Origin of the sequence: Insolitispirillum peregrinum, assembly GCF_900156605.1 — a bacterium.
GTDB lineage: Bacteria > Pseudomonadota > Alphaproteobacteria > Rhodospirillales > Rhodospirillaceae > Insolitispirillum > Insolitispirillum peregrinum.
In genome coordinates this window covers 554,970-580,403 of sequence record NZ_FTOA01000003.1, presented here as the reverse complement: position 1 = coordinate 580,403, position 25,434 = coordinate 554,970, and the positions used below count along the sequence as shown (strand labels likewise).

Below are 25,434 nucleotides of genomic sequence, written 5' to 3'. Positions count from 1 at the left end.
ATGTCAGCGACAATGCAGATGCGTCTGGGGCCGGATGTGGTCTTTGACCTGCCGACCCTGCAATATGACGCCTTCAAGGAAAGCATGGAGGCCCGCATTGCCACCATTGACACGCTGGGCGGAGTGCCAACCCAGCAGCACTATGGCTGGCAGCGCACCATTGACCTGTCGGGGGTGCGCTTCCCGCTGGATCAGGGGGGCGTCACGCCTCTGGATGGATTGCGGGCGATGATCCGCAGTGGTGCTGCCGTGCTGATGACCGACAGCGCCGGGCACGTTTGGGGCGAATGGGTGGTCAAGTCATTGTCGGTAGACAGCAGCCAGTTCGTGGCAGGCAATGCGCCTGCCCGGCAGGCGTGGTCCCTGTCTCTGGTCTGTGATCGGGAGTAAGGCAGATGCGGACATATGCTGTGGATCAGGACGGTATCCGGCTGGATCGGGTGGTGCTGGATGCCTATGGCACGCTGGCCGGTGCCTATGAGGCGGTGATTGAGGCAAATCCCGGACTGGCCGGGCGGATACAGGCGCTGATGGCGGGGGATGTGGTCAACCTGCCCAGCCTGCCGAACCCGGTGCAGGGAGCGGCGCTGCCTCAGCGCCTGTTTGACTGATGCGCAAGCCGTCGTATCAGGTGCATGTCAGCGGCAACGATGTGTCGGCGGTGCTGGCGGACGGTCTGGTGTCCATCACCGTGACCGACGAACGGGGCATGGTGTCCGATGAAGTCTCTATTGTGTTTACCGACGTGCGCACCCGCTACGCCTTGCCTCGCAGGGGGCAACTGGTGCAGGTGGCGCTGGGGTATGACGGGGCCAATGTCGAGTGTGGTACCTATCAGATTACCAAGGTGTCAGTCACCGGCAAGCCGCGCCAGATCACCATCACTGCCCGCGCCGCACCGGTTGGCAGCAAGCTGGTCGAGCGCCGCAGCACCTCATGGGATGATGGCCTGACGATGGCCGATATCGGCACAGCGATTGCCATCCGGCACGGCTTGACCCCGGCAATGCACCCGGAGATGGCTGCCATCGTGCCGGGCTACATCAACCAGCATGAAGAAAGCGACATGAACCTGCTGACCCGGCTGTCAGCACTGCATGGAGCAACCGCCAAGGCGCAGGATCAACGGTTGATCATCGCCCCCAAAGGCCGGGAAACCACCATCTCCGGGGCCGCTCAGGTTCCGGCAACGCTGACCCCGGCGGATTGCGATGACTGGACTCTGGACATTGAAGACCGTGATCAGGTGGTCGCCGCCCGCTCATCATGGCTCGATCCGGCCACCGGCAAGAAAACCGAAGTGACGGTCGGCGACCAGGCTCCAGGCGCACGGGCAGACGTGGTGCCCGGCACCAAGGCAACAGAGGCCGAAGCCTTGTCTGCCGCCCGTGCCCGCCTCGAAGCATCCGCACGCAACCACCTGCGGGCCAGCCTGTCCGGCCCCGGTCAACCCGGCATCCGCGCAGAAGGAAAGGTTGTCTTGTCCGGGTTCCCCGACGCTGAAATGAACGGGACATGGAAGGTGGAGAAAGCAACCCACACCCTCAGCGGATCATTCAAAACCTCACTGGATTTGACACCGCCGAACCCGCTTTGATGCAATCTCGTATGTGCCACGTAAAACGGCCCGCCTCACCTATTGCGAAGCGGGCCGTTGCGGTTTTTAATGCGCCGGGTGCGAAAAATTTTGCGCCTGTCTAGATCGGGGTGTTCCTGACCGGCTCCGACACCTCGTCGAACGCCCTGTTCTGCTCGCTGCAGGCCACCACCGCCCAGCAGATTGGCGTGCATGACACCCTGCTGGTCGCCGCCAACACCACCGGCGGCGTCACCGGCAAGATGATCAGCCCGCAGTCAATCGCCGTTGCCTGCGCTGCCGTCGGTCTGGTCGGGCAGGAATCCAACCTGTTCCGCTTCACCGTCAAGCACAGCCTGTTCTTTGTGACCATCATCGGTGTGATCACCCTGATCCAGGCCTACCTGACCCCGTGGATGATCCCCTGATCTGTTAGACCAGCGTGCGTTGAAACGGACACAGGCACGCTGGTCTAACCTTTTTGTTCTGTCGCATTGTTTTTGCGAAAACCGGTTTCCACTTTTCGCACAATGCTCTAGCTGTGAGGGAAGACCATGATCTTCCCCTGCATCACAAGACCCCTGTAGCGTTTCCTTTCCGGCTGGTTCGTTCCCCTGGGCCGGAAAGTCGAGGCCCCCACCGTTGCACGGAACGGTGGGGGCTTTTTTTTATGCTCCGGACTGTGATCGGAGTGGAGCAGCACTCCATAATCCTGCACAACAGCAGGATAGCAAGGACGTGGAGCGCTGCTCCACACCTCGCTGGGGCCAGTCGGCCCCAGACCCCATTCCTTTGATCATAAAAGAAAAAATGGGGCTTGGGGCCTCAGGCCCCAAACGGGCCCGGGCGGTAGCCCGCTGTTGTTTCCCAACTGTCGTGGACTGTGGCGTCATGCTTAAAGCACGCTGGTCTAACGACCCGAAACACTTACCGCCGGATGGTGAAATCAATCGGCACCGTTACCTTCAACGTGCTGCCATGCATCGTTTCCGGCGGCGGCGGCGGCAGCGGCGAGGCCCGTTGCAGGAGGTCGAGGACTTCTTCGTTCAGCGACTCATAGGGGCTGGCGCTGACCAGTTGCGTGCTCAACACTTCACCCTGTGCATTGAGGATGAACGACACCACCACCCGCGCTTCCTGCCGACGGGCCTGCGCGGTGCGGGGATAGCGTTTCTTGCGTTCCAGAATCCCCTGAATGGTCGATTGCCACGAGGCGGCGGCCTGCTGGGCCATCGCGCTGGGGGCCGAGGGAGCGGTTACCGCCGGTGTCACCGGTGCCGGGGGCGCGGGCGGAGCATCGGGCGGCGTGTCCATCACCGGCTCGGTAACCGGTTGCGGTTGCGGCGGCGTTTTGACCTTCGGCGGTTCTTTCTTCGGCTCGGTCTTTTTCTTCACCGGCTTGGGCGGCGGCAAGGCCACTTCGGGCGCGGGCAGCGGCGGAGTCTCGATTTTGGGCAGCGGCAGCGGTTCCGGCTCCGGCTCGGGAATGGCTTCCGGCGGCGGCGGAGGGGGCGGCGGCGGCGCCACCAGCGGCGCCATGTCGATCATGATCGGTACCTCCGCAGCCGGTGGCGGTGGCGGCGGGGTCGCCTGCCACGGCAACAGCACGGCAGCGGCCACCGCACCATGCAGGGCCACTGCCGAAACGGCACCCACCAGCCAGCGGGCATGGCGCGGGCGATAGGTCGGCAGACCGGTACTGTCCAGCGTCAGCCGGGGCAGCGGAAAGCTGCCGACCGCCCCGGTCATCGGGTCCCCCCTGATACCGGAGCCGCCGCAGGGGCAGCCGGGTCTTGCGGCAGGGTTTCCAACCCGACCAGCGCCACTTTCAGATACCCGGCAGTGCGCAGGGAATCCATCACCTCCATCAGCGTGCCGTAATCAATGGTCTTGTCAGCCCGCAGGAAAATACGCTGATCGGTTTTCCCGTCGGTGGCCACCCGCAGGGCATCGGCAAGGGCTTCTTTACTGATCGGATCATCGCCCAGCGACAGGCTCTTGTCCGCCTGCACCGACAGATAGACCGGCTTGTCGGGCGGCGGCGTCGGGGTCGCCGAGCTGGCGGGCAGCTCCACCGGCACCTGCACGGTTGCCAGCGGCGCCGCCACCATGAAGATGATCAACAGCACCAGCATCACGTCAATGAACGGCGTGACGTTGATGTCGTGGGATTCCTGCAGCTCGTCGCCACCACTGTCGAGATGTGCAGCCATCGCTTTTACTCCGCTGCGGCCCGCAGGGGCAGAGCCTGCCGGTCGAGGTCACGACTGACCAGACGCAGCACTTCGGCAGACACGTCGGACAGCAACGCCCGATAGCCGCCCATGCTGCGGGAAAAGGCGTTGTAAATCAGCACCGCCGGAATGGCCGCCACCAGCCCCAGCGCCGTTGCCAGCAGGGCCTCGGCAATCCCCGGCGCCACCACCGCCAGATTGGTGGTCTGGGCCTGGGAAATGCCGATAAAGGAATTCATGATCCCCCACACGGTGCCGAACAGACCGATGAATGGCGAGGTCGAGCCGATGCTGGCCAGAATGCCGGTGCCCTTGATCAGCCGGTGGTTGGCGCGGGCTTCCAGCCGGTGCAGGCGCGAGGCCACCCGCTCCTTCAGCCCTTCGCCGGGCACCCCTGCCGACAGGCGGGCTTCGAGGATCGCCACATCAATCGGGCCGCTTTCGACCTTTTTCGCCCCGTGCACCGCCTGTCCGGCATCGGCCAGCGAGCGACAATCCTGCAACAGGTCGATCAGCCCGCGGATGCGGCCGCGTGCGCTGCGCAGCTCGAACACCTTGACCAGAAACACGGTCCAGGTGGCCAGCGACGCCAGAGCAAGCCCGATCATCACCGATTTGACCACCACGTCGGCAGCCATGAACATCGACCAGGGCGAAAGGTCATGGGGCAGGACAGGAGCCGGAGCCGACGACGGTGCAATCTCTTGAGCAAAAGCAGACAGAGGCAGGGTCGCAGCCAACAGCAATCCTGACGCCAAGGAGGTGTATGTCCAGCAACGGCGCATTGGTAAATTCCCCTAAACAGCGGCATGAGTGTGCGTGGCGCAGAAGATTTTTTTTAGCACGTTTCGACCCTGCTGCAATCAATAATGCTTCTTAATAGCAAGTTATTCACCGCAATGCAGCATCAGGATGGGCCGGCAAAATGCCTCCCCCTTCAGATAGACGCCAAGCCATGCAAAAAATTCAGAGGTTTTTTCCCGCCATCCTCCCCTACAAAGGACGGGTTCCCCCCCCCCCCCCCCACATCGTGCCGTCCCTGTGTCCAGACATCGCCCCGGAGCCTGCCTGCATGTCGCATCCTTCCCTGCCCCATCCCCTGACCCGAACGCGCTGGGGCCTGATCATTCTTGCATCGCTGGCCATTTTCGGCCCGCTGTCGATTGACCTGTACCTGCCTGCCCTGCCGCAGATTGGCCGTGATCTGGGCGTTGATGCCGGGATGATGCAATGGACCCTCAGCGGCTTTTTGCTGGGGTTTTGTATCGGCATGCTGATCTATGGCCCGGTGTCCGATGCCATCGGTCGCCGCCCGGTGATCCTGTTCGGGATTGCCCTGTTCATTGCCGCTTCGCTGGCCTGCGCCTTTGCCCGCTCGATTGAACTGCTGATTGCCCTGCGCTTTTTGCAGGCGTTCGGCGGCGGGGCGGCCGCCGTGCTGGGGCGAGCTATTGTGCGCGACGTCTATCCGCGCGACGCCGCCGCCCGCATCCTGTCTCTGGTGGCGCTGGTCACCGCCATCACCCCGATGATGGCGCCACTGGTCGGCGGGCAATTGCTGTATTTCTGGGACTGGACCGCCGTATTCTGGCTGCTGGCCGTCTATGGGGTGATCGCCTTTGCCATCACCTGGTTCGCCATTCCCGAACCACATCCGCCCGAACGCCGGTCCGGCCTGCGCCTGAGTGCCGCGATGGCCGTTTACGGTCGTCTGCTGACCGACCGCGCCGCATGGGGCTGTGTGCTGTGCGCTGGCGGCACCTTTGCCGCCATGTTCGCCTATATCGCCGGAACACCGTTTGTCTATATCGAGCACTTTCAGGTGTCGCCGCAGCTTTACGGCTTTTTATTCGGCATCAACATCCTGTCGCAAATGCTGTTCACCGTCGCCAACAGCCGTCTGGTCAGCCGCTGGCCGCTGACCACCCTGTCGTTGCGGGCGGCGCTGATTGCCTTTGCCAGCAGTATCCCCTTGCTGCTGGCCGGGGTGTTCGGTGTGGGGGGCCTGTGGGCGATTGTCCTGCCGTTGCTGCCGATCATTGGCGTTACGGCCATGCAGTCATCGAACATGACCGCCCGCATCATGGCGCTGTACCCGAACAATGTCGGCGCCGCCGCCGCCGCCCTGACCTCGGCCTGCTTTGGCTGCGGCGCGGTGTCGAGCTTTCTGGTCAGCCTGTTGAACGACGGCACCCCGACCGCGATGGTGGTGGTGGTCTGCCTGTGCTGTGCCATTGCCGTGCTCGGCCTGACCCCGGTCTTTCGCCGCACTAGCGAGCAGCTGTAACGCCCTTGGAGCATTGTGCGAAAAGTGGGAACCGGTTTTCGCAACAACAATGCGACAGAACAAAAGGTTAGAGCAGCGTGCCTGCGTCCTCTTCAACGCACGCTGCTCTAAAAAAAAGACGCTGGTGGTTTTGCAACCACCAGCGTTAGAGGAACTGACGATCAAGGGGAGACCGTCAGGAGGGGTTCGGAATGTGCGTCGCAGTCTGCGACAGACCGCGACGCAAAAGGAGACTCGAGAAAGACAAATACGCCTTAATAGGTGTAGAACATCTTCTGGATGGCCTTGGTGTCGCTGGTCTTGGTCAGGGCCAGCATCAGCAGGATGCGGGCTTTCTGCGGGTTCAGGGTGTCGCTGGCCACGAAGTCCAGTTCGTCATCGTTGGCTTCGCCGTTGCGGGCCAGAATGCCGTTGCCAACGCGCGAGCTGCGCACGATCACCACGCCGTCCTTGCGGGCATCAATCAGGCCCGGCTTCATGGCGTTCGACAGGCTGCCATCGCCCACACCAGCGTGGATGATGCCCTTGGCACCGGCCTTCACGAAGGCATCCAGCGCAATGCGGTTGTTGTTGGCATAGCCATAAACGATGTCAACCTGCGGCAGGCTGTCGAGCTTGCTGACGTCGAACTCGCTTTCGGTGGTGTGCTTGCGCACCGGCTGGCGGTAGAAGTGCGGCAGGCCACCCTGCATGTAGCCCAGCATGCCCAGTTCCGGGGTGCGGAAGGTGTCAGCGGTCGAGGTGTTGGTCTTGGTGACGTCACGGCCTGCGTTGATCTGGTCGTTCAGCGCAACCAGCACGCCCTTGCCGACCGCATCCTTGCTGCCCGCCAAGCTGACAGCGTTATAGAGGTTGATCGGGCCGTCGGCGCTGATGGCGGTCGCCGGACGCATGGCGCCGACGATCACCACCGGCTTGGCGCTGTGAACGGTCAGATCGAGGAAATAGGCGGTTTCTTCGATGGTATCGGTGCCGTGGGTGATGACGATGCCATCGACATCCGGCTTGGCCAGCAGTTCGTTAACCCGCTTCGACAGCTTCAGCCAATGGTCATTGGTCATGTTTTCGCTGGCGATCTGGAACACCTGCTCGCCCTTGACGTTGGCGACCTTCTTCAGTTCCGGCACCGCTTCGATCAGCTGCTCAACACCAATCTTGGCAGCGGTATAGCCGACGGTGGTGGTGCTGGTGGCACCGGTCCCGGCAATGGTGCCACCGGTGGCCAGGATCATCACGTTCGGAAGTTTTTCATCGGCAAAGCTGGGGGACGAGGCCAGCAGCCCAACAGAGCAGGCGGCAGCGAACAGCGGCGTGGTCAGCCAACGGGCGGAAATAAACGACATGCAACTTCCTCTCAGAACGAAGCGTTTGATGAAACCCGGCCCGACAGAGCGGGAGGGATGCATGTCTATCAGCAAAACGCATGCCAGATATTCATCTTACACATAACGCGAGGAAATCCGCCATTTTCTGCTTACTTTTTAGCCTCAGACCATAAAATGACATTCGGAAAACCGGATATTTGAGCGTCTTTTCATCCGGTTTTCCGAACAAAATCCGACGCTCCTTATATGAAAAGACCCCGGCTCCAACGGAAACCGGGGTCTTTTTATCGCAGTGCAGCAGTGCGGCTTGCGGGCACCCCGCTTATTGTGCCGCAGACGAGGGCCCCAGATACTTGAACCAGTCCGCCGTCGCATCGGCAATGCTGTCGGTGGTCCATACCGGGGCATCCCGCCAGGCATCAATGTGCTGCATCATGATCGCCACTCCTTGCTCAAAGGATACCTGCGGCGTCCAGCCCAGTTCGCTGACAATGCGGCGGGTATCGGCCATGGTGCAATCGGGTTCGCCCGGACGCTTGGGGATGTAAACCACCTCGGGCGGATTGAGCAGCTCGACCAGCCGGTTGACGCTGACCGGCGCGCCGGTGCCGACGTTATACACCCGCCCCGGTGTGCCCTTGTCGGCAGCGGTCAAAAAGGCCCGCACCACATCGGTGACAAAGGTAAAGTCGCGGGTCTGGGTACCGTCGCCGACCACCGTCAACGGCTTGCCTGCCAGCAATTGTGCCAGAAACACCCCGAACACCGCGCCATAGGTCCCCGAGGTGCGCGCCCGAGGGCCATAGACGTTGAACAGGCGCAGGCTGCACACCGGCATGCCGTACAATTGCGCCCAGTGCAGGACCAGTTGCTCGCCGAGGTATTTGGTCAGCGCATAGGGATAGCGGGTATCAATCGGCTGGGTTTCCGGCGTCGGCCAGCTTTCCGGAATGCCGTAGCAGGACGACGAGGCGGTATAGAGGAATTTCTTCACCTCTGCCGCACGGGCCGCTTCCAGCACCGCAAAGGTGCCATCGACGTTGGCGCGGAAATACTGCTCGGCGTTCTGGATCGACGGCACAATGTCGGCCATCGCCGCCATGTGGAACACCCGCTCGGCCCCGGCAATCAGCTCCATCATCGCCGGTTTGTCGGCAACATCGGCCCGGTGAAAGGTGACCGCCGGGTTGTCCTTGTGCTGCGCCAGATTGGACAGCTTGCCCACCGCCAGATTGTCAATCACCCGCACCTGACGGCCGCTGTGTACCAGCGCATCCACGATATGGCTGCCGATGAACCCGGCCCCACCTGTGACAACATCCACTCCGGACCGCATGGTCTGTGCTCCCGTTCTACCACGCGGGGCGCATGTGGCACCCCGCCAGACTGTTGTAATACTTCACAGGACACGACAGTTGGAAAACAAGAGCGGGCTACCGCCCGAACCCGTTTGGGTGCGATGCCCCCAAACCCCCATTCTTTCTTTCACTATCAAAGGAATGGGGTCCGGGGCCTCAAGGCCCCGGCGAGGTTTGGAGCAGCGCTCCATGATCCTGTTTTCTGTTTGTCGTGTCCTGTCATAACACTTAACCCGCCGCCGCCAGGATCGACCGGGTGATGCCGTCCGGGTCCAGCCCGGCCAGCTCCAGCAACTGCTCCTGCGAGCCATAGGCGGTCGGGAAGGCATCGGGCAGCGACAGGCGCAGCACCGGCCCCACCGGCATCAACGGCCCCGCCGTCGGCGCATGCAGCGTTTCCAGCACTGCCGAATGCAGGCCACCATGCGGGCAATGCTCTTCGACCGTCACCAGCAGGTCAGAGCCTGCCGCCAGATCGCGGATGGCCTGTTCGTCCAGCGGCTTCAGCGTTGCCAGATGCAGCACCGCCACATCCAGCCCCTGCCCGGTCAGCGCGGCAACGGTTTGCAGGCAGCGATGGGTCATCACCCCGGTGGAGATGATCCCCACCCGCCGCCGGGCGTCGGACGTCCCGGCAAAGGCTTTCTTCAGCGATGCCTTGCCGATGGCAAAGGTCTCGTCAGCGCCAAAGATCACCGGATCACCGCCCTTGCCCAGCCGGATGTACACCGGCCCCGGCACGCTGGCGGTGGCCTTGACCGCCGCAATCATCTCTTTGGCGTCCGACGGGGCCAGAATGGTGATGTTGGGCAAGGCCCGCAGGATACCGATGTCTTCCAGCGCCAGATGGGTCGAGCCGAGGGGAGCATAAACCACCCCGCCGCCGTTGGCGATCAGCCGCACCGGCAGGTTCTGCAGGCACAGGTCCACCGCAATCTGTTCAAAACAGCGGCGGGTCAGAAAGGTGGCAATGGTGTTGACGAACGGGACCAGCCCTTCCATCGCCATCCCCGCCGCCATGCCGACCAGATTCTGCTCGGCAATGCCTTCCATGAAAAAGCGCTCCGGCAGGGTCTCTTTCATCCCGGCCAGCGTTCCGGCCCCCAGATCAGAGCCGATGAACACCACCCGCTCGTCCTGTTGAGCCAGCAGATAGGCCGTATTCAGTGCTGCCTTGCGCATTATTCCGCCTCCAGAGCAGCATACAGGGCCTGGATTTCATCCGGGTTGAGCCGCGACTTGTGGTGCCATTCGGGGGAAAACTCCGCCCACGGAATGCCTTTGCCCTTCACCGTGTGACAGATCAGCGCCAGCGGCTTGCCGTTGCGCGGGGCGGTCAGGGCGGCGGTCATCGCCTCGACATCGTGGCCGTTGATTTGCACCGTTTCAAAGCCAAACGCCTGCCACTTGTCGGCCAGCGGCTCCAGTGGCTGCACGTCATCGGTCAGGCCATAGGATTGCAGCTTGTTGTAATCGACCACCGCCACCAGCCGTTCCAGCCGGTGCTTGCCGATCGCCATCGCCGCTTCCCACACCGAGCCTTCGTTGATCTCGCCGTCGCCCATCACCACGAACACCGAATGGCTTTGTCCGCGCAGGCGGGCGGCCAGCGCCATCCCCAGACCAATCGACAGGCCATGGCCCAGTGCGCCGGTCGAAGCCTCGACCCCCGGCAGCTTGCCACGTTCGGGGTGGCCGCCCAGCCGGGAGTCCCGGCGGCAAAAGGTCTCGATTTCCGCATCGGGGAAATAACCGTGGTCGGCCAACAGGGCGTACAGGGCCAGACAGCCATGGCCCTTGGACAGGATGATCCGGTCCCGCTCCGGCCAGTCGGGGTTTTTCGGGTCATGACGGGCAACGTGGTCATACAGGCTGCGCATGATTTCAATCAGCGACATCGACGGACCGATATGCCCACGCTCGCCACCGTCGAGGGCGCGGATCACCAGACGGCGCAAGGCCCGGCTGCGCTGGTCCAGCGGCTGGGCCAGACTGGCCTCGGCCCAGCGGTTGGCCATCGACGGAGTGGAAAGACGGGGCGGCGGCAGGGCGGTGCTCATCCGGCTGGCTCCCAGGCAGAGATCAAGGATTGCGCCGTCTCCAGTTGCTGAAGGCGGCGTGTTTCAAGGGCCTCGGGCGATTGACCCAAAGCTCCGGCAAACTGCCTGCGGGAAACATCCCGCGGCAAGAACTCGTTCAGGGCAATCAACGCCCAGCGCAGGGCAAACAGCGGCCCCAGATCGGCCAGCCGGGCGGGGAAGTCCTCGTCCCGCTGGCGGTAAAACTCCAGACAGCCATGCAGCCATGCCGACCGCTCGGCGGCGGACAGGGCATGGCCCGGATGCAGGGCGGTTTCCGCCACCAGCTTCACCGGATCATCCCAGCCAAAGTATTCAAAATCAAGGAACACCAGCCGCCCATCCGGGTGGCGCAAGGCATTGTGCAGCCCGAAATCAGCCGGAGACAGGGTTTGCAGCGCACGCGGCAAAGGCTGGTCTGTGGTCAGGCGTGGTTGCAGCCGACGGCAGGCATCCTGTACCGCCGGGTCCATCTGGTCATGCAAAAAGGCCTGCAACGCCGGATGCGCCACCGGACGCAATCGCTCCAGCCGCTGCTGCACCTGTGCCAGCACGCTGGCCGCATCGCTACAGGCCTCGGCCGCAGCCCCCAGCGCCTGCGCCTGTGGCTGGCCGTGCGACACCTGCCACAGCGTCTGCACAAAGGCCAGCATCGCCGCAACATCCCCGGAACGGCGGTCGGTCAAAGCCGGGACGCCCTCCATCCGTTCGAGCAGGCAACAGCGCTCGCCACTGCCCAGCAGGCGCGGCGTCGCCCCGGCCAGCGCCGGGACCGTCTGGCAGAACTCCAGCGCCGCCCGCTCGGCTTCAAACGAGTCCGTTTGGCGTTCGGGGCGATGAGGATAGACCTTCAGCAACACCTCGCCAGTGGGACCGGAAAACGGCAGCAAGCGGTTGTTGCGGCCACCACCCACCGGTGTGGACCAACTCAGGGGTTTACCGCAGACCTCGTGCAAACGGGCCAGCGGCAGAGTGCCAAACACGGTATCGGTCACCTGCTCCCAGCGGGCGCAGCGCACCGCCGCCCGCTGACTGACCGGGGCCGGACCGGGAGCGAAATGCACCGCCAACACCTCAGGCGGAAAGGCCGGGTCATCCAGCACCGTCGCCAGATCATCGACGAACACCGTGCAGCCCAGCGCCCGAATCAGGGCAATCTTGTCGGCCCGCGTGTCGGTAAAATGTACCTGTTCCCGCTCGACCAGCCCGCACAGATCAGGCTGGGCGGCCAGCCAGCGACGGGCGGCATCGCGCAGGTTGGGACCATCGGGGCTGATGTGGGTATGGCGGCTTTTGTGGCTGATGATCACCAGCGGAATTCCGGCCGCCTGCGCCGCCTGCACAAAGGCAGCGGCTCCGGCAAACAGTGGGGCCTCGTCGATCACCTCGCCGTAGACTCGCGTTTGCAGGTGTTGCCAATCAATGTCGCCCTGACCATGGGCCTGAATGTGCGCCCGCACCGCTGCCTTGCCCGCCGTCACCCCAGCCGGAAACAGCCCCATCCTGACCGCCTCGGTGCAGAACAAGGTCTCGTAATCAATCAGGGTGTTGTCCAGGTCAAGGCCGATCAGCGGCGGCGGGGTCATCCGCATTGCCGGGGGCTACATCAGCCGGGCATTGCCGGGGGCTCCGACCTGCTCGTAAAATCCGGGAGTCCAGCGCTGATCCTGTTGCAACCGTTCAAACATGGCGGTGGTCTCGGCGATCAGGCGATCCGGCGTGTCATAGGACAGAATGATCTTTTCGTACTCATGGGCCCCCGGTCGCGGGTGACTGAGCGGGAAGCCCTGGAACAGGGCATCAACCGGGCGACCGGCAGACAGATGGTGCATGTAGTTGAACACCATGAACCGCCCGTCCCTCAGGCACATGGTGACTTCCGACGGGCCACCGACGGTCATCAGGTTAAAGGTCGCCTGATCATAGAACGCCGCCCGCAACGACAGTTGCACCACCGCTTCGTTGCACAGCACCACGTTCGGCCCGGTCAGCGGCGCAGGCTCGTACAGGGCGTTGAAATCCGGCAGCAGGATGAAACAGATCGGCGCATCGGCAAAGTGATCGACCAGCGCCTGCCAGGCGGCCACGTTGGAATTGCGCTCGCTGTCCTTGCCCCAGTCGCGCAGCGTAACGGTCACCGGAATACGCGGGTAGCAGTGGGCCAGCATCCACTTGCGCGCCAGATAGATCATTTCGTTCGGCGGCTGCAACACATAGGGCTGCCGCCCGTCGCGTGCCCATTGCGAGGCTGGCAGCAGCATGTGGCTGGCCGCCCGGTCAAGCACATTCAATTCATGCGGCAGGGTGACGTCGTAATAGCCGGGATGGAGCTGGTAACTGTCGCCACAGGCGGCAAGAAACGCCTGCAACTGCTGGCGATTGTTGAAATGAAAGGTCGAGCCGAGGCTGGGCAGCAGGCGGGCGGCCTCGAAAAGCAGGTTGCACATGCGGTGGCGAAAGCTTTCGCTGGTGACATAGGCATGGCGGTCCGGGCTGGGGTCTTGCTGGTGCGCCATGATACACAGGTCGATAGCCTCCAGCCCCAACGCCTGTCGCCGGCCCTCGGCACCGCAGAGGAAGCCGAGAAAGTCAAAGGAAAACGGCATGTCGGCGGTATCATAGATCGCCAGCAGCCGCTTGCCGGGGGCATCGGCCAGTTGCCGTTCGACCTTGGCCTGTAACGCCTCGCGGTGGTGGGCTTGCCCCCAACGGTTGTTCTGGCCGATAAACAGCTTCAACGGCACCTGTCGGGCCGGGCTGTCTGGTGCCCGTTCAGCGGCATACCCATCATCGACCTCGATGACCTCAGGCGACACCTCCACCGGCCACGTCAGTGTGCGCTCTCCATCACGATAAACAATGGACACGCTGGTTTGCGTGGTCGGACAGGGGAACGGCGAAACAATCGCCGTCCAGCCCGGCGTCGGAGACATCGGGATGCCCGCCTTCCGTTTGTCTTCGACCAGCTGCGGGCGCAGCTCGTTCACCCGACAGGAGGCAATCCCGGCACCATCAATGACAATCCCCAGTGTTACCGGTTCGAGATCAGCAACCCCGGTAACATTTCCCGACAACACCAGCGTTTGCGTGTGCGGCACGTAGGCCAGCAATTCACAGCCGATCTGCAACCCGGTCGGCTCCGGCGGTTCACGATCTGCCAGATCATCGGTAGATAGGACGATCCGGTCCCACGGCGCACCCTGCAGCATGAAATCAATCACCAGGTCCTGCCCGGACGGCAGGGCCCGGGACGAAAGGGCAATCGTGAAACCAACCTTGCGGTCCGGGTCACCCGCCAGAGCCGCCGCAAAGCGGTGCGGCTGATGCGACAGGCTGCGATAAAGCACCTCCTGCCCCACAGGCAGCGACAGCCGGATCTCCAGCTGATCATGATCAGCCACCGCAATCCCGGACAACAAAATCACACCATCATTACTGGTGATGGTTTCAATTTCGACAAGCTGCCCGTTCTGACCACACGCCATTAGTTCATTATTCCTGTCAGTTGGAAAGAAGAGCCGGAGCCGCAAGATGATGCGCTGTGTCGCGAACCCGCGGATGATACCCCGGCTCCAACAGGCAATCAAAGGTCAAATCCGACCGCTTGATGTAACGGCACCGCCCGCATTCAATGCACACTGCCGTTGTGCCCTCGTCGCCCGCCAGCGCCTTGTGCAGCAGATCGGGATCGGCAATCAGCGCCTGCGCCATCCCGATCAGTGCCACCGGCTGGGCAGCGAGAATTTCCTCGCCCTGCAACAGGGTGCGCACCCCGCCTTGCGCCACCACCGGCCGCGACGTCAACCCGGCCAGATATCCGGCCCAGCGCCAGTAATCACCGCGTCGCATCGCCGGGTATTTCAGACGCGCCGTTTCATAAATCCCCGCCGACACCACGTAATAGGCTCCGCCGTCGCCACCACTGGCCTGCTCGATCACTCCCACCACCGCCTTCATGTCCGCAGGCAGCAAGCCACCGGCGATGAAATCACAGGCCGACAACCGCGCTCCCACCCGGCGGAAACAGCCGGGAGAGCGGGTTTCGGCCTTGTCGCGGATGGCGCACAGAAAGCGCAGGCGATTGTCCGGCGAGCCGCCATAATGATCCTGCCGACGGTTGAAAAAGGGCGACAGGAACTGGTGGATCAGATAGCCGTGAGCAATATGCAGTTCGACAAAATCAAAGCCCAGCGCCAACGCCCTGACGATGGCCTCGGCGAACTCGTCCTCGATGCGGGCGATCGCTGACAGGCTCAGTTCTTCGGCCAGAATGCCGATGTCCGGGCAGGTATAGGGTGACGGCCCGACCACCGGCTGACCGGAATGGGCGGTGTTGCCCTGCGCCCCGACATGGAACACCTGCAACGACACCAGCGCTCCGCAGGCTTTCACCGCGCTGGCCAACTGCCGCAGCCCGTCATCCAGCGCGGGCGGGCCGATTTTCAGCCCGTGTTCGGTCGAGCCGCCTTCCGGTGATACCGAGGTTGCGCCAATGGTCACCAGCCCGGCGCCGGAGCGGGCCATACTGGTGTAAAAATGGAGGATTTCATCATTCACCGCCCCGCTGGGGTCGGCCAGATTGACCGAGACCGGCGAGCAGACCAGCCGGTTGCGCAGCGGCCCGGCGACGGTTGCCAGCGGGCGGGTGATCCGGTGATAACTCATCCCTGCCCCCCGGTTCCCAGCACATTGACCGCCGACATCCAGGTTTGCAGTTGCAGGGTTTCCGGCTGTTCACCGGGGTCAAGGAAGGCCAGCAGGGCCTGCATGTCCTGATCCAGTTGCCCGATCAGCGGCGCAATCTCGTCCTCGGCAACGAACGGATGGGTCGGGTCGGCCAGCAAGGCGGTAAAGGCCGTGACATAGCGCTGTGACAGCGCCGCTTCCCGCGCCCGCAGCGCCTGCTGGAACCGGTCGAAACGCTCGCCCGCCCGCTGGCGATAGGACTGGTGCGCCGGGTTCAGCAGACGGCTTTCAAGGTTGATGGCGTCATACATCCGGTTGTTCAGCCGGGCATAGACCCCGCTGGCCCGTTTCAGCTCATCGAAACGCTCGGCCAGCACCGCCACAGCCGGATCGGCAGAGCGATAGGGCACCCAGCCGACGTGGGCATCATCCTCATCAGCCAGCCCGCGCTCAATCAACTGGTCGTGCATCCGGCTGCCCCAGAACACCAGCACCCGGTTGGTCAGGTTGAGGAAGTCCCAGCCGCGCCCGATCGCCCCCAGAAAGGCAATTTTCTCGTGCAGCATGGCCATGGTGGTGGTCGGGCCGAACATCATGTAGCCCAGGATGGTGGCAAACTGGCCATTCTGTTCCAGCCGCCTGACCGACGCCTGCGCGGTTTCACGGTCGGCAATCTTGTGAAAGAAGGCCAGTTCCTCGTTGCTGCCGGACTCAATGCCGATCACCAGAACATCAACCCCGGCGGACTTCAACAGGACAAGGTCGTCATCGCTCAGCTTTTGCACCGTTTCGGCGCGCAGGTGCATCTTGATCGACACCTGAACCTGTTGCTTGACCAGCATCCGGCAGAACAGCCGCAGATCGTCAATCCCGCGCCGCCCGGGGTCTTCAAAGCTGCTGTCCATCAGGTTGATGAAGAAATAGCCCGCCTGAGACAGCGCGTTGATGTGCTGGACAAAACCGCTGATCCCGGCTCCGTCCCATGGCCGCTCGCCTGCCGCCACCCGGTTGGCCTGGCTCTCGATGCAATAGGTACACGGCGCCAGACAGCCCCGTCCACGCTGGACCCGGATGCCACGTTTTTGTTCGGCTGCCGAGCGGGACAGTGACGGCGGACGCGGCAGGCTGTCCATGGTGAAATAGGCTCCACGCGGCGCGGATTCTGCGGACGAGTGACGATGAAGAACCAGCCCGCTCGGTTGCCCCAGCACTAGCGACAGCAGGCTGTGTTCGGCAAAACCAATCAGCACTGCGTCCACCGTCGCCACCTGATCGAGCAGCTTTTGCGCAATCACCGGCGCACGCGGCCCGCCTATCAGCTTTTCGTGCTGATGCTGGTCCGAGGTATGCACCACCAGCGTTGCGTGCGGGAAAGCGCTGCGCAGGACCTGACACAACTCCCCCAGCAGCGGCCACAGGGCAATCATCGGGTTCAGCACCACCCATTGCGGCGGCGTATCGCTCGCGTCGGGGCTGCGGGTGATTTGCCACTCCTGCCCGTCGCTGCCGTGAGCAATGGCGTGATCAACCCGGCAGCCCGCCGCCTGACAGGACGCCATCAACTGGCGCTGACCGACCGGCTGTTCAATCCGTTCAAAACGGTTGGCTTGCAGCACCGGGTAGACGAACAGCAGCGTCTGGGCCGCCAGATGGTCGCGCTCGGCCCCGCTCAGGCCATCGAGAAAGGCCGTGAAGTCCAGATAGGTGATGGTGGCTTGGGCAGACAGGCTCATGGTACAGCCTCCTGTGCCAGACATGACAGGATACGGGGGATGATGGCGGACAGGTCATGGCGCGGCATGCAGCCGTCCATGGACAGGTCTCCGCTCGGGGACCACGAACAGCGCGGCGCGTTGCAGGGCCGCTGCGGGCAGTGGTCCACAGGCGACAGCAGGTGGCACAGCGGGTCGTCCAGCGCCTCGTCGTACAGCGTTGGCCCGGCCAGAATCACGGTTGGACGGCGGTACAGCAAACCGAGGTGACAGCCCAGCCCGACACAGGACACCATCACCCGCGCCGACGCGCACCATGCCATGTACCCGGCCAGTCCATCATCCTGTTCAGGCTGACGGGTCACCCGCAGACCACGTTGCGTCAACGCCTGTTCCAGCGCATCCCACAGCGCGGGCGGTAGGGTCTTGAGCTGCCAGTCCGCCGGAACCCGCCAGTTCAGTGCCACGTCAAACCCGGGCAACGGAACCGCCGCCGGTGGCACGGCGGGCAGCAAGACTGTCTCTGTAAGGCCCAAGGCGGCCAGCAGAGCCTGTGGCAAGGATTGGGTGCGCTGTTTCAGGGTTTCCCCGGCGGGCAACAGCGCCTCCAGCGTCAGCACCCGCCCTGTGATCCCCGGTGGCAGAGGAGCAAGGCTGAGATACAAAACCTGGCGGGGCAGTCCGTCGGCAGCCTCCTCAACGGGGGCGACCGTGAACGCCTCCCCCCACGGGGCACACAGCGGCATCCGCTCCGGCGGCACAAAGCAACGCACCGGCGAGGCTGCCGAGGCCACTCCAGCCCGCACCAGCAGGTCGAGGGCGCGGATCACGTCGCCCAGCGGCAGGTCGGCTCCGATCAGGCAGGCGAGTGGCTGGTTCATCCACCCTCCTCAAGCCGGGCGGCTTCGCTCATCAGCAACGGTAGCCAGTCGGCATAGGGGGTCAACGCCACCGGGGCCAGATCACGCACCAGCCGCGCCGGATCAAGACGGACATTGCGCGGATAGGGAGAAAGGATGTTCGGATTGTCGCGGTCGATGCCCTCGCCAACCCAGCGGATTTCGGGCGGAGTATCCATGCCCGCCAGCAGCATGGCAACATAGTCCCCCAACCGGATCGGCGGCAGGGCGACGTTATAGGCATCGGCCAGCCCGGTCCGGCCCTGCTCGACAAACCGCCGCAGCAGCCCGCAAACCACCCGCCCCATGTCCCCCGCCCACACCTGTTGATAGCTGTGGTCGGGCGTACCGCGCAGATACAGCGGTCGTCCGGCCCGTGCCGCCTGCCACAGGGCGCGCGGGATCAGCGACGACTTGCCGGAAAAGTCATCCTCGCCCGCCACGTTGTGCAGGCGCAGGATCAGCGAGGGCAGCGTCTTGCTGTGACTGAGGATGTCTTCGCACTGGCGCTTGTTCTGACCATAGACGATTTCACCATCGCCATAGATCGCTTCCATCCCCTCGGCGTGGACACTGCGCTCCCATTGCTCTTCACGCAAGGAAACGCCACTGAGGGTGGCGTTGAGGTAGCTCATCACCGTCGAGGTGAACAGCAGCAGGTCACAGGCGCCAGCGAACACCGTTTCCATCATCCGCGCACCATCGGGATGGTACAGGATGTTGTCCACCACCATCCGCGGGCGATAGCGGTCGCGGATGTCGGCCAGCAGCGCCGCATCATTGCGGTCGCCGTGCAGGCAAATCAGGTTGGGGTGCTGCGGCGGATGGTCCTGATCGCGCAGCCCGCGCGTCAGCCGCACCACCCGTGCCCCGCTGGCCAACAGCTCGGAGAGGATGGTCCGCCCGAAAAAGCGGCTGCCACCCAGCAGCAGAATCGTTGTGCCGTCGAGGAAAAGAGAGGGGCTGCCCATCGCCTGCATTCCTTGGATTCCCCGTTACACCGCAAAGATCGGGATGAAAATCTGCCGTGGCCGCAGATCGCGCAGGCGGTTCATGATCGGGCGCACCCCGTCCAGCGCCAGAATCACCACCCCGGCCTCGGCCAGATCGACCGAACCGGGGGCAGCAATCGGCACCGCCGGGCGCGGATAGCTGAGGCCGTGGCGGTCGGCGCTATCGTCCAGAATAGCGGTCAGGCAGGACAGGTCCGAGGCCAGATGATAGGCCACCGACGGCACCATCTGCCCGGCACCATAGCCATACAGCGGGCCGTCAAAGTCGTTCAGCACATCCATGAAATCAGCCATCCGCCGCTGAAAGGCGCCGAAACGCTGCGCCACCTGTGCGGTGGTGAACGCCGGAACCAGCTGCGGGCGCGGCTGGGCGATCCCGGCAGGCAGGGGCGCGCCACCGGGCTTGCGGGCGACGATCAGCAGGCTGCCGCCCCAGTTGTGGCGGTCATAGGCATGGGTGACGTACTCGGCGCCGATGGCCTCGAAAAAGGCCAGGAAGCTCGACAGGCCAAAGTAATGGACGTGCTGGTGGAACACCTGATCAAAGCGCCCCTTGCGGACCATCGCGTCACTGTCGGGGACTTCGATCACCAGCAGGGCACCGGGAGCGGCACTGTCCAGCAGACGGGCAAACTGCTGCTGCGGAAAGGTGATGTGCTCCAGATTGTGGGTCGAGAAGATGACATCCGGGGCCGCTGGCAGGTCGGCAGCGAAATCGACGTTTTCGATAAAGTTGCCGATGATGCTCAGCCCGTCCGGCAGATCGGCAGGCAGCGGCGTATCCAGCCACACCGGATCAATCCCCACCGCCTGCTTCGCCCGGCTGGCCGCCACCCGCAGCATGGTCAGGTCGTTGCAGCCGATTTCCAGCAGGCAGCCGGCCTTGCGTCCGTCCAGCAGGCGGTCCAGCCAGTTCATCAGAAAGGCACTGGCCCCGCTGGTGGCATGGCAGTTGGCCGAGCGGTTGGCATAGCCCTGACCGTACAGCCGCGAGGGCGGCACGCGGGTCACCAGTTGCATGTGACCGCAGGCGGGGCAGAGGTCCACCGCCTGATCGAACAGGTCATCGTCGCGGGCCGGGGTGCCATGCGGGACGAAAATGCCGGTCAGCGGAAAGGCCGGCAAATCGAACGCCCGTTGCAGGCCGCTGGCGCCACAGGCGCCGCAAGGGTGGGAAGAGGCGACAGTCATCGTGCTAACTCCTGCAAGGCGGTTCGGTCGGTGGCAATCCAGTCATCCAGAGCATCCTCCCACCGACGCAGCGGCGGGCGGCGCAGCGACACCATCGCCGTGCGCAGCGGCTTGGGGGCCAGCGCCGGGAAGTCGGCGTCCTTGCCCGCGCCGATCTCCTGCGACAACCCCAACCGGTCACGCAGGCGGCAAATCAGTCCGTGGTAGCTGGTCTGCCCGGCATTGCACAGGTGATACAGCCCCGGCGTCCCCTGCCCGAGCGTCTCCAGCAAGGCTCCGGCGGCATCAAGGGCATAGGTCGGGCTGTCGATCTTGTCGGCGGCGACCGTCGGGCTTTTGCCCTGCAACAGCATCACCGCCATCTTGTCAACAAAGCCCAGCGCCTGATTGCGCCGACGGCCAAACAGGGTCGGAAAGCGCACCACATAGCCCCGAGGATGCAGGGCCAGCGTCATCTGCTCCCCGGCCAGCTTGGACGCAGCATAGGCCGAAGTCGCCCGTGGCGGGCTGGTTTCGTCATAGGGCTGGTCGGAACAGCCATCAAACACCGCATGGCTGCTGGTAAAGACAAACGCCGACCCGACATCGCGCGAGGCGGTCAGCAGCCAGTGGGTCTTGACCGCGTGCATCAGGAACGCCGTCTCCGGGTGTTGTTCGCACGGATTGATGCCCACCAGTGCGGTGCAGTCAACCACCACATTGGCGCGCGTGTCGCGCACGCAATCCTGAAGCTGGCGCTGGTTGGTCACATCGACCTGTTCCCGCCCGGGGGCGGTCAGACGAACCCCGGCCTGCGCGCACACATCATCCAGGGCTGTGCCAACACAGCCCGTTCCACCAAAAAGCAAAATATGCATTGCCGGTCCTTTGGCAAACGCCTACGAGGCAGCGATCAGACAAAATTCCTGTGCGGCGGTGTCTGGGCGATGCCCCACAGGAAATTATTGATATAATGCTGTCTGCAGTTGCTTTCACAATCGTGATTGACGTTCACCCGGCGGATTTTTTCCTGTACCTGCCAATAGCGTTCGCTTTCGACGATCTCGCGGAACGACTGCTCGACCACGTTGCCCATCAGGAACTCGTCGGCACGGTTATCGAACCAGTGCCCACAGGGGAACACCCGCCCGTCGCCACTGACCCCCAGAATGAACTGGGTGCCATAGCAGACATCATAGTCTTTCCAGCCGGCATTATTCAGCTTTTGCCATTTGATCGACACGGTGTAGCTGTCGGTCGAATAACTTTCGGCTTCGCGCAGGGTCGATTCCATCGAACGGTATTCGCTCTGCGGTGCATCCAGCCGCCCGTCATAGGTATCCGAACAGGCCTTGACCACCAGATAGTCAACGCCCAGCTCACGGCCCAGCCTGGCCAACGGGACAATGTCGTCCACGTTGTCGCGGGTGACCACCATTTGCAGGCCGATGGTGCACTGATGACCATGGCTCTGCTTGCGGGCCACCATTGCTTCGACGTTTTTCAGCACGCGGTGGAACTGGGGAACGTTGTGGATGCGCTGGAACGACTCTTCAGTCGCCGCCGAGATGTTGATCCGGCACCAGGTCAGCCCGGTCAGCAGCGAATCCAGACGGTCGTGGTCGATGCGGATGCCGTTGGTGGCCAGCGACAGGTCAAGGTCGATCTCGCGGCCATAGTCCAGCAGGTCATAGAGGTCGGGATGGAGGGTGTTTTCGCCCTCGCCGATCAGGGCAATCGAGCGGACACCAACCTCTTTCGCCTCGCGGAAGGTGCGCATTACAGCTTCGCGCGGCATGTTGGTTTTGCCCTTGCGGTCCGTCCCATAGCCCGAACGGCCCTGAATCACGCCATAACAATAGTTGCAGGCCATGTTGCAGCCGGACGAAATCCCCATATCCAGATGCAGCGGCGCAATGCGCTCGCCCTTCTGCCAGGCCGACACCCGGTCAAGGTGCCACATCAGCTTGTGGCCATCCATGTTGAACTTGTCGTGTACCCCGGTTGACACCGGCCCGTCCGGGCGGTCGGCAGTGAACGAAACCACGTTCGAGCCTGCGGGATTGAGGGCTTGCAAGGTCTGTTCAACCTGCGCCCGCACACCATCAAAGCGGCGACGCTGATCCACCGGTACATCCAGTACCAGCGTGATTGTCGTCCCACGGACCGACAGATGTTTCACCAGGTCACGCGCAAAGCTCTCTCCCGCCACCGGGGGGAGGTCAGTTAGCGCCCGCTCGATTTGCTCTTTTCTGAGCAGCATGTCCGACATAGGTTTCTCCAGTCGCTGCGGAAGGGGGGACACCCACGCCAATCATACCGTCAGAGTGTTATTAAAACGTATACAACTTAAAAGAGTAATAGTAGAAATGAATGTAAACAAACAACCTCAAGCAGTCAAAAGCGCAGACACAGTGACTGCAGGCGGCCCAAAAAGCCACACTGGTACAGGCGAGAGCATTGTGCGAAAAGTGGGAACCGGTTTTCGCAAAAACAATGCGGCACACCAAAAGGTTAGACCAGCATGCCTGCGTCAGATTTAACGCACGCCGGTCGAGTGAAAAACATATGTGCCATGTCGGTATTTTCGTGGTACCCGCCGAAGGTACCCGCTTGCCATCAGGGGCAAGGATGGTAGCGGAGGAGGGACTCGAACCCCCGACACGCGGATTATGATTCCGCTGCTCTAACCAGCTGAGCTACTCCGCCACACGGCGCTGAGAGCAGTGAGCGCAAAAGTGGTTCCGGTTTTGCGTGTTATCACTGCGACATGCCTAAAGCCCAGACCAGCGCGCTTGCGTCATATTTAACGCGCGCTGCTCTGGGTGTGGGGTGATACAAAAGTTTACGGTGGGGGTCAAGGGCTTTTTCGGCAAGGGGCGCAGGGTGATCGGCGGGGAGTCCTTGACAGCGGCGGGGAAAGGGCCGACCTTTTTAGGGTGCAGTGCAACATAAGGATTTCCTCCATGTCGCCGCTCCTTTCCGATGAGGCCCCGCCCCCGCCGCGCTGGCGGCGCTGGCTGGGCAAACTCTTCGGTCCTCGCCCGTCGGCACCCCCACCGCTCGCCGTGCTGCTGCCTCCGCCCGAGGCAGCCTTGCCACCGACTGCGCCTGTGCTGCTTCCTCTTCCACCGGTCGCGTTTGTGCCGCCCGCCGTCGAGGCTCCCGCGCCGTCTCCGCCCACTCGTCCGGCACGGCCTGCCCGGCCTCGCCCCCAAACCCGCCCCCAGCCGCGACCGCAGCCCCGTCCCCGCAACCCCGCACCGCTGCGGCAGCAGGAAGATCTGCCGCTGGCCCTCGCCCTGCAAGGCGGCGGTGCTCACGGGGCTTTTACCTGGGGGGTGCTTGATCGCCTGCTGGAAGACCCGGCCCTGCGCTTTGACTCACTGTCAGGCACCTCCGCCGGGGCAATGAATGCGGTGATCGTCGCCTATGGGCTGATTGACGGCGGGCGGCCACAGGCCCGCGCCCTGCTGGCGGCTTTCTGGCAAAAGATCGCGCAGGCCGGGGCCTTGACGCCCTTTCGGCGCAGCTGGATTGATCGGCTGGACGGCGGCTGGAGCCTCGACAATTCGCCGTGGCTGGCGCTGATGGATGTCGCCCGCCAGTTCGTGTCCCCCTATCAGACCAACCCGTTGGGGCTGAACCCGCTGCGGGAAACGCTCCTGTCACTGGTGGACTTTGATGCCCTGCGTCAGCAGGATCAGATCAAGCTCCACATTGCCGCCACCAATGTGCATACCGGCACCGCCAGCGTCTTTTCCACCCCGGAGATTGACGTTCAGCACGTGATGGCCTCGGCGTGCCTGCCGTTCCTGTTTCAGGCGGTGGAGATTGATGGCATCCCGCACTGGGACGGCGGCTATGTCAGCAACCCGCCGCTCTCGCCCCTGATCCGGCACAGCAATACCCGTGACCTGCTGCTGGTGCCGATCAACCCGCCCCGGCGTGACGGCACGCCGCGCACCGCCCGCGACATCTTTAACCGGCTGAACGAGATCACCTTTAACGCCAGCCTGCAGCATGAACTGCACAGCCTGCAACAGATCAACAGCCTGATTGACGGCGGTCTGCTGAAAGAAGGCCCCTATCGCCGGATGCGGCTGCACCGCATTGATGCCGATGCCGAGTTCCATCAGCTCTCGGCCTCGTCGAAGATCAACACCGAGTGGGAGTTTCTCTGTTACCTGCACGATCTGGGCTATCAGAGCGCCGAGGGCTGGCTGGCCGCCCACCGGGCCGATCTCGGTCGGCAGGACAGCTTGCAGGCCGCCCGTCTGGCATAACCAAATGCGAAAGGGCCGCTCTGGATATCCAGAGCGGCCCTTTGCAAAACCGGGGATCAACCCGCGACTTAACGCGAGTAGAATTCGACCACCAGGTTCGGTTCCATCTGAACCGGGTACGGCACGTCGGCCAGCTTCGGGATACGCACAAAGCGGCCCTTCAGCTCCTTGTGATCGACTTCGATGTAATCGGGCACATCGCGTTCGTTCAGCGACACGGCTTCCAGAACGATCGCCAGCTGCTTCGAACGCTCACGGACGGAGACTTCGTCGCCTTCCTTGACGATGTAGGAAGCAATGTTGACGCGCTTGCCGTTCACCAGCACGTGGCCGTGGTTGATGAACTGACGCGAGGCGAACACGGTCGGCACCAGCTTCATGCGGTACAGGACGGCGTCCAGACGACGCTCCAGCAGGCCGATCAGGTTCTCGGAGGTGTCACCCTTGCAACGAGACGCTTCATCGAAGTACTTGCGGAACTGCTTTTCCGAGATGTTGCCGTAGTAGCCCTTCAGCTTCTGCTTGGCGCGGAGCTGGGTGCCGAAATCGGACGGCTTCTTGCGGCGCTGACCATGCTGGCCCGGACCATATTCACGCTTGTTGATCGGGGACTTGGCACGGCCCCACAGGTTGACGCCCAAACGGCGGTCAATTTTGTACTTCGCTGCAATGCGCTTCGACATAGGAGTAACCCTTATCTGTCTGTTGTTTGTGTCCCGATAGTCCGGCCCCTTCTGCCGGGCAGAAAGGCGGCGGGGTCGAGGTCGCACTCTGGCACCCCTACCCACATTCTCGGAAATGAGAGGGCGC

General features: G+C 63.2%; 23 protein-coding genes and 1 tRNA gene. 6 read left to right on the top strand and 18 right to left on the bottom strand.

From position 1 onward, the window contains the following. The 4 genes from BW995_RS10330 (at nt 1) to BW995_RS10315 (ending at nt 2,004) form a co-directional block, all read left to right on the top strand. The gene (locus BW995_RS10330; protein WP_076400214.1) at nt 1–390 is read left to right on the top strand and encodes a phage tail protein; all 390 of its coding nucleotides are present in this window, start codon (nt 1–3) and stop codon (nt 388–390) included. A gap of 5 nt (nt 391–395) precedes the next feature. Further along, nucleotides 396–611, top strand: coding sequence for a tail protein X (locus tag BW995_RS10325; protein WP_076400213.1), 216 nt, complete (start codon nt 396–398; stop codon nt 609–611). Continuing rightward, a complete protein-coding gene (locus BW995_RS10320) occupies nt 611–1,597 on the top strand; it encodes a phage late control D family protein (RefSeq protein ID WP_076400211.1) in 987 nt (328 codons plus the stop codon). The genes BW995_RS10325 and BW995_RS10320 overlap by 1 nt, the downstream gene beginning before the upstream one ends. A 110-nt stretch (nt 1,598–1,707) precedes the next feature. Further along, nucleotides 1,708–2,004 carry an L-lactate permease gene (locus BW995_RS10315; RefSeq protein ID WP_456152098.1) on the top strand — a complete coding sequence of 99 codons (297 nt, stop codon included), beginning with the start codon at nt 1,708–1,710 and terminating at the stop codon, nt 2,002–2,004. Nucleotides 2,005–2,503: 499 nt separating this feature from the next. Here the strand turns inward: BW995_RS10315 and BW995_RS21230 are convergent, their stop codons facing one another. The 3 genes from BW995_RS21230 to exbB are packed head-to-tail and all read right to left on the bottom strand — an operon-like array spanning nt 2,504 to nt 4,550. Then, the gene (locus tag BW995_RS21230) at nt 2,504–3,325 is read right to left on the bottom strand and encodes an energy transducer TonB (RefSeq protein WP_084194743.1); all 822 of its coding nucleotides are present in this window, start codon (nt 3,323–3,325) and stop codon (nt 2,504–2,506) included. Continuing rightward, nucleotides 3,322–3,789 carry a TonB system transport protein ExbD gene (exbD, locus tag BW995_RS10305; RefSeq protein ID WP_076400210.1) on the bottom strand — a complete coding sequence of 156 codons (468 nt, stop codon included), beginning with the start codon at nt 3,787–3,789 and terminating at the stop codon, nt 3,322–3,324. The genes BW995_RS21230 and exbD overlap by 4 nt, the downstream gene beginning before the upstream one ends. A 5-nt stretch (nt 3,790–3,794) precedes the next feature. Further along, nucleotides 3,795–4,550: a tonB-system energizer ExbB gene (exbB, locus tag BW995_RS10300; protein ID WP_245821389.1), complete on the bottom strand. Its 756-nt coding sequence runs from the start codon at nt 4,548–4,550 to the stop codon at nt 3,795–3,797. A 332-nt stretch (nt 4,551–4,882) separates the two neighbouring features. On the opposite strand from exbB, the gene BW995_RS10295 reads away from it, so the two are divergent. After that, complete coding sequence (locus BW995_RS10295; RefSeq protein ID WP_076400206.1) at nt 4,883–6,097, top strand: Bcr/CflA family multidrug efflux MFS transporter; 1,215 nt, start codon at nt 4,883–4,885, stop codon at nt 6,095–6,097. Nucleotides 6,098–6,351: 254 nt separating this feature from the next. On the opposite strand, the gene BW995_RS10290 is transcribed toward BW995_RS10295, so the two are convergent. From BW995_RS10290 to BW995_RS10225, 14 genes are all read right to left on the bottom strand, one after another. After that, complete coding sequence (locus tag BW995_RS10290; protein WP_084194742.1) at nt 6,352–7,440, bottom strand: type II asparaginase; 1,089 nt, start codon at nt 7,438–7,440, stop codon at nt 6,352–6,354. Between the two features lie 304 nt (nt 7,441–7,744). Continuing rightward, nucleotides 7,745–8,758: an SDR family oxidoreductase gene (locus tag BW995_RS10285; protein ID WP_076400205.1), complete on the bottom strand. Its 1,014-nt coding sequence runs from the start codon at nt 8,756–8,758 to the stop codon at nt 7,745–7,747. A 250-nt stretch (nt 8,759–9,008) separates the two neighbouring features. Next, nucleotides 9,009–9,962 (bottom strand): transketolase family protein, encoded by a 954-nt coding sequence (locus tag BW995_RS10280; RefSeq protein WP_076400204.1) that lies wholly within the window; start codon nt 9,960–9,962, stop codon nt 9,009–9,011. After that, complete coding sequence (locus BW995_RS10275; protein ID WP_245821387.1) at nt 9,962–10,840, bottom strand: transketolase; 879 nt, start codon at nt 10,838–10,840, stop codon at nt 9,962–9,964. Before BW995_RS10275 ends, BW995_RS10280 begins: the two co-directional genes overlap by 1 nt. Then, the gene (locus BW995_RS10270; RefSeq protein WP_076400202.1) at nt 10,837–12,444 is read right to left on the bottom strand and encodes an aminoglycoside phosphotransferase family protein; all 1,608 of its coding nucleotides are present in this window, start codon (nt 12,442–12,444) and stop codon (nt 10,837–10,839) included. The genes BW995_RS10275 and BW995_RS10270 overlap by 4 nt, the downstream gene beginning before the upstream one ends. A gap of 15 nt (nt 12,445–12,459) precedes the next feature. Next, nucleotides 12,460–14,343 (bottom strand): hypothetical protein, encoded by a 1,884-nt coding sequence (locus BW995_RS10265; protein WP_076400200.1) that lies wholly within the window; start codon nt 14,341–14,343, stop codon nt 12,460–12,462. Nucleotides 14,344–14,359: 16 nt separating this feature from the next. Next, the gene (locus BW995_RS10260) at nt 14,360–15,523 is read right to left on the bottom strand and encodes an oxidoreductase (RefSeq protein WP_076400199.1); all 1,164 of its coding nucleotides are present in this window, start codon (nt 15,521–15,523) and stop codon (nt 14,360–14,362) included. Then, nucleotides 15,520–17,277 (bottom strand): radical SAM protein, encoded by a 1,758-nt coding sequence (locus BW995_RS10255; protein WP_076400197.1) that lies wholly within the window; start codon nt 17,275–17,277, stop codon nt 15,520–15,522. The genes BW995_RS10260 and BW995_RS10255 overlap by 4 nt, the downstream gene beginning before the upstream one ends. Continuing rightward, on the bottom strand, nt 17,274–18,137 hold the full coding sequence (locus BW995_RS10250; protein WP_076400195.1) for a hypothetical protein: 864 nt from the start codon (nt 18,135–18,137) through the stop codon (nt 17,274–17,276). The genes BW995_RS10255 and BW995_RS10250 overlap by 4 nt, the downstream gene beginning before the upstream one ends. Continuing rightward, entirely contained in the window at nt 18,134–19,126 is a 993-nt protein-coding gene (locus BW995_RS10245; RefSeq protein ID WP_076400194.1) for a Rossmann-fold NAD(P)-binding domain-containing protein, read from the bottom strand. Before BW995_RS10245 ends, BW995_RS10250 begins: the two co-directional genes overlap by 4 nt. A 24-nt stretch (nt 19,127–19,150) precedes the next feature. Further along, nucleotides 19,151–20,359 carry a class I SAM-dependent methyltransferase gene (locus tag BW995_RS10240; protein ID WP_076400192.1) on the bottom strand — a complete coding sequence of 403 codons (1,209 nt, stop codon included), beginning with the start codon at nt 20,357–20,359 and terminating at the stop codon, nt 19,151–19,153. Then, complete coding sequence (locus tag BW995_RS10235) at nt 20,356–21,216, bottom strand: SDR family oxidoreductase (protein ID WP_076400190.1); 861 nt, start codon at nt 21,214–21,216, stop codon at nt 20,356–20,358. The genes BW995_RS10240 and BW995_RS10235 overlap by 4 nt, the downstream gene beginning before the upstream one ends. Before the next feature lie 35 nt (nt 21,217–21,251). Continuing rightward, a complete protein-coding gene (locus tag BW995_RS10230; RefSeq protein WP_084194741.1) occupies nt 21,252–22,610 on the bottom strand; it encodes a radical SAM protein in 1,359 nt (452 codons plus the stop codon). A gap of 360 nt (nt 22,611–22,970) precedes the next feature. Beyond that, nucleotides 22,971–23,047: transfer RNA gene (locus tag BW995_RS10225), tRNA-Met, on the bottom strand. Between the two features lie 257 nt (nt 23,048–23,304). Here BW995_RS10225 and BW995_RS10220 point away from each other — a divergent pair. After that, nucleotides 23,305–24,624 carry a patatin-like phospholipase family protein gene (locus BW995_RS10220; RefSeq protein WP_139332852.1) on the top strand — a complete coding sequence of 440 codons (1,320 nt, stop codon included), beginning with the start codon at nt 23,305–23,307 and terminating at the stop codon, nt 24,622–24,624. Nucleotides 24,625–24,692: 68 nt separating this feature from the next. Here BW995_RS10220 and rpsD read toward each other — a convergent pair whose 3' ends face one another. Further along, complete coding sequence (gene rpsD / locus BW995_RS10215; protein ID WP_076400189.1) at nt 24,693–25,307, bottom strand: 30S ribosomal protein S4; 615 nt, start codon at nt 25,305–25,307, stop codon at nt 24,693–24,695. Between the last annotated feature and the right edge of the window lie 127 nt (nt 25,308–25,434).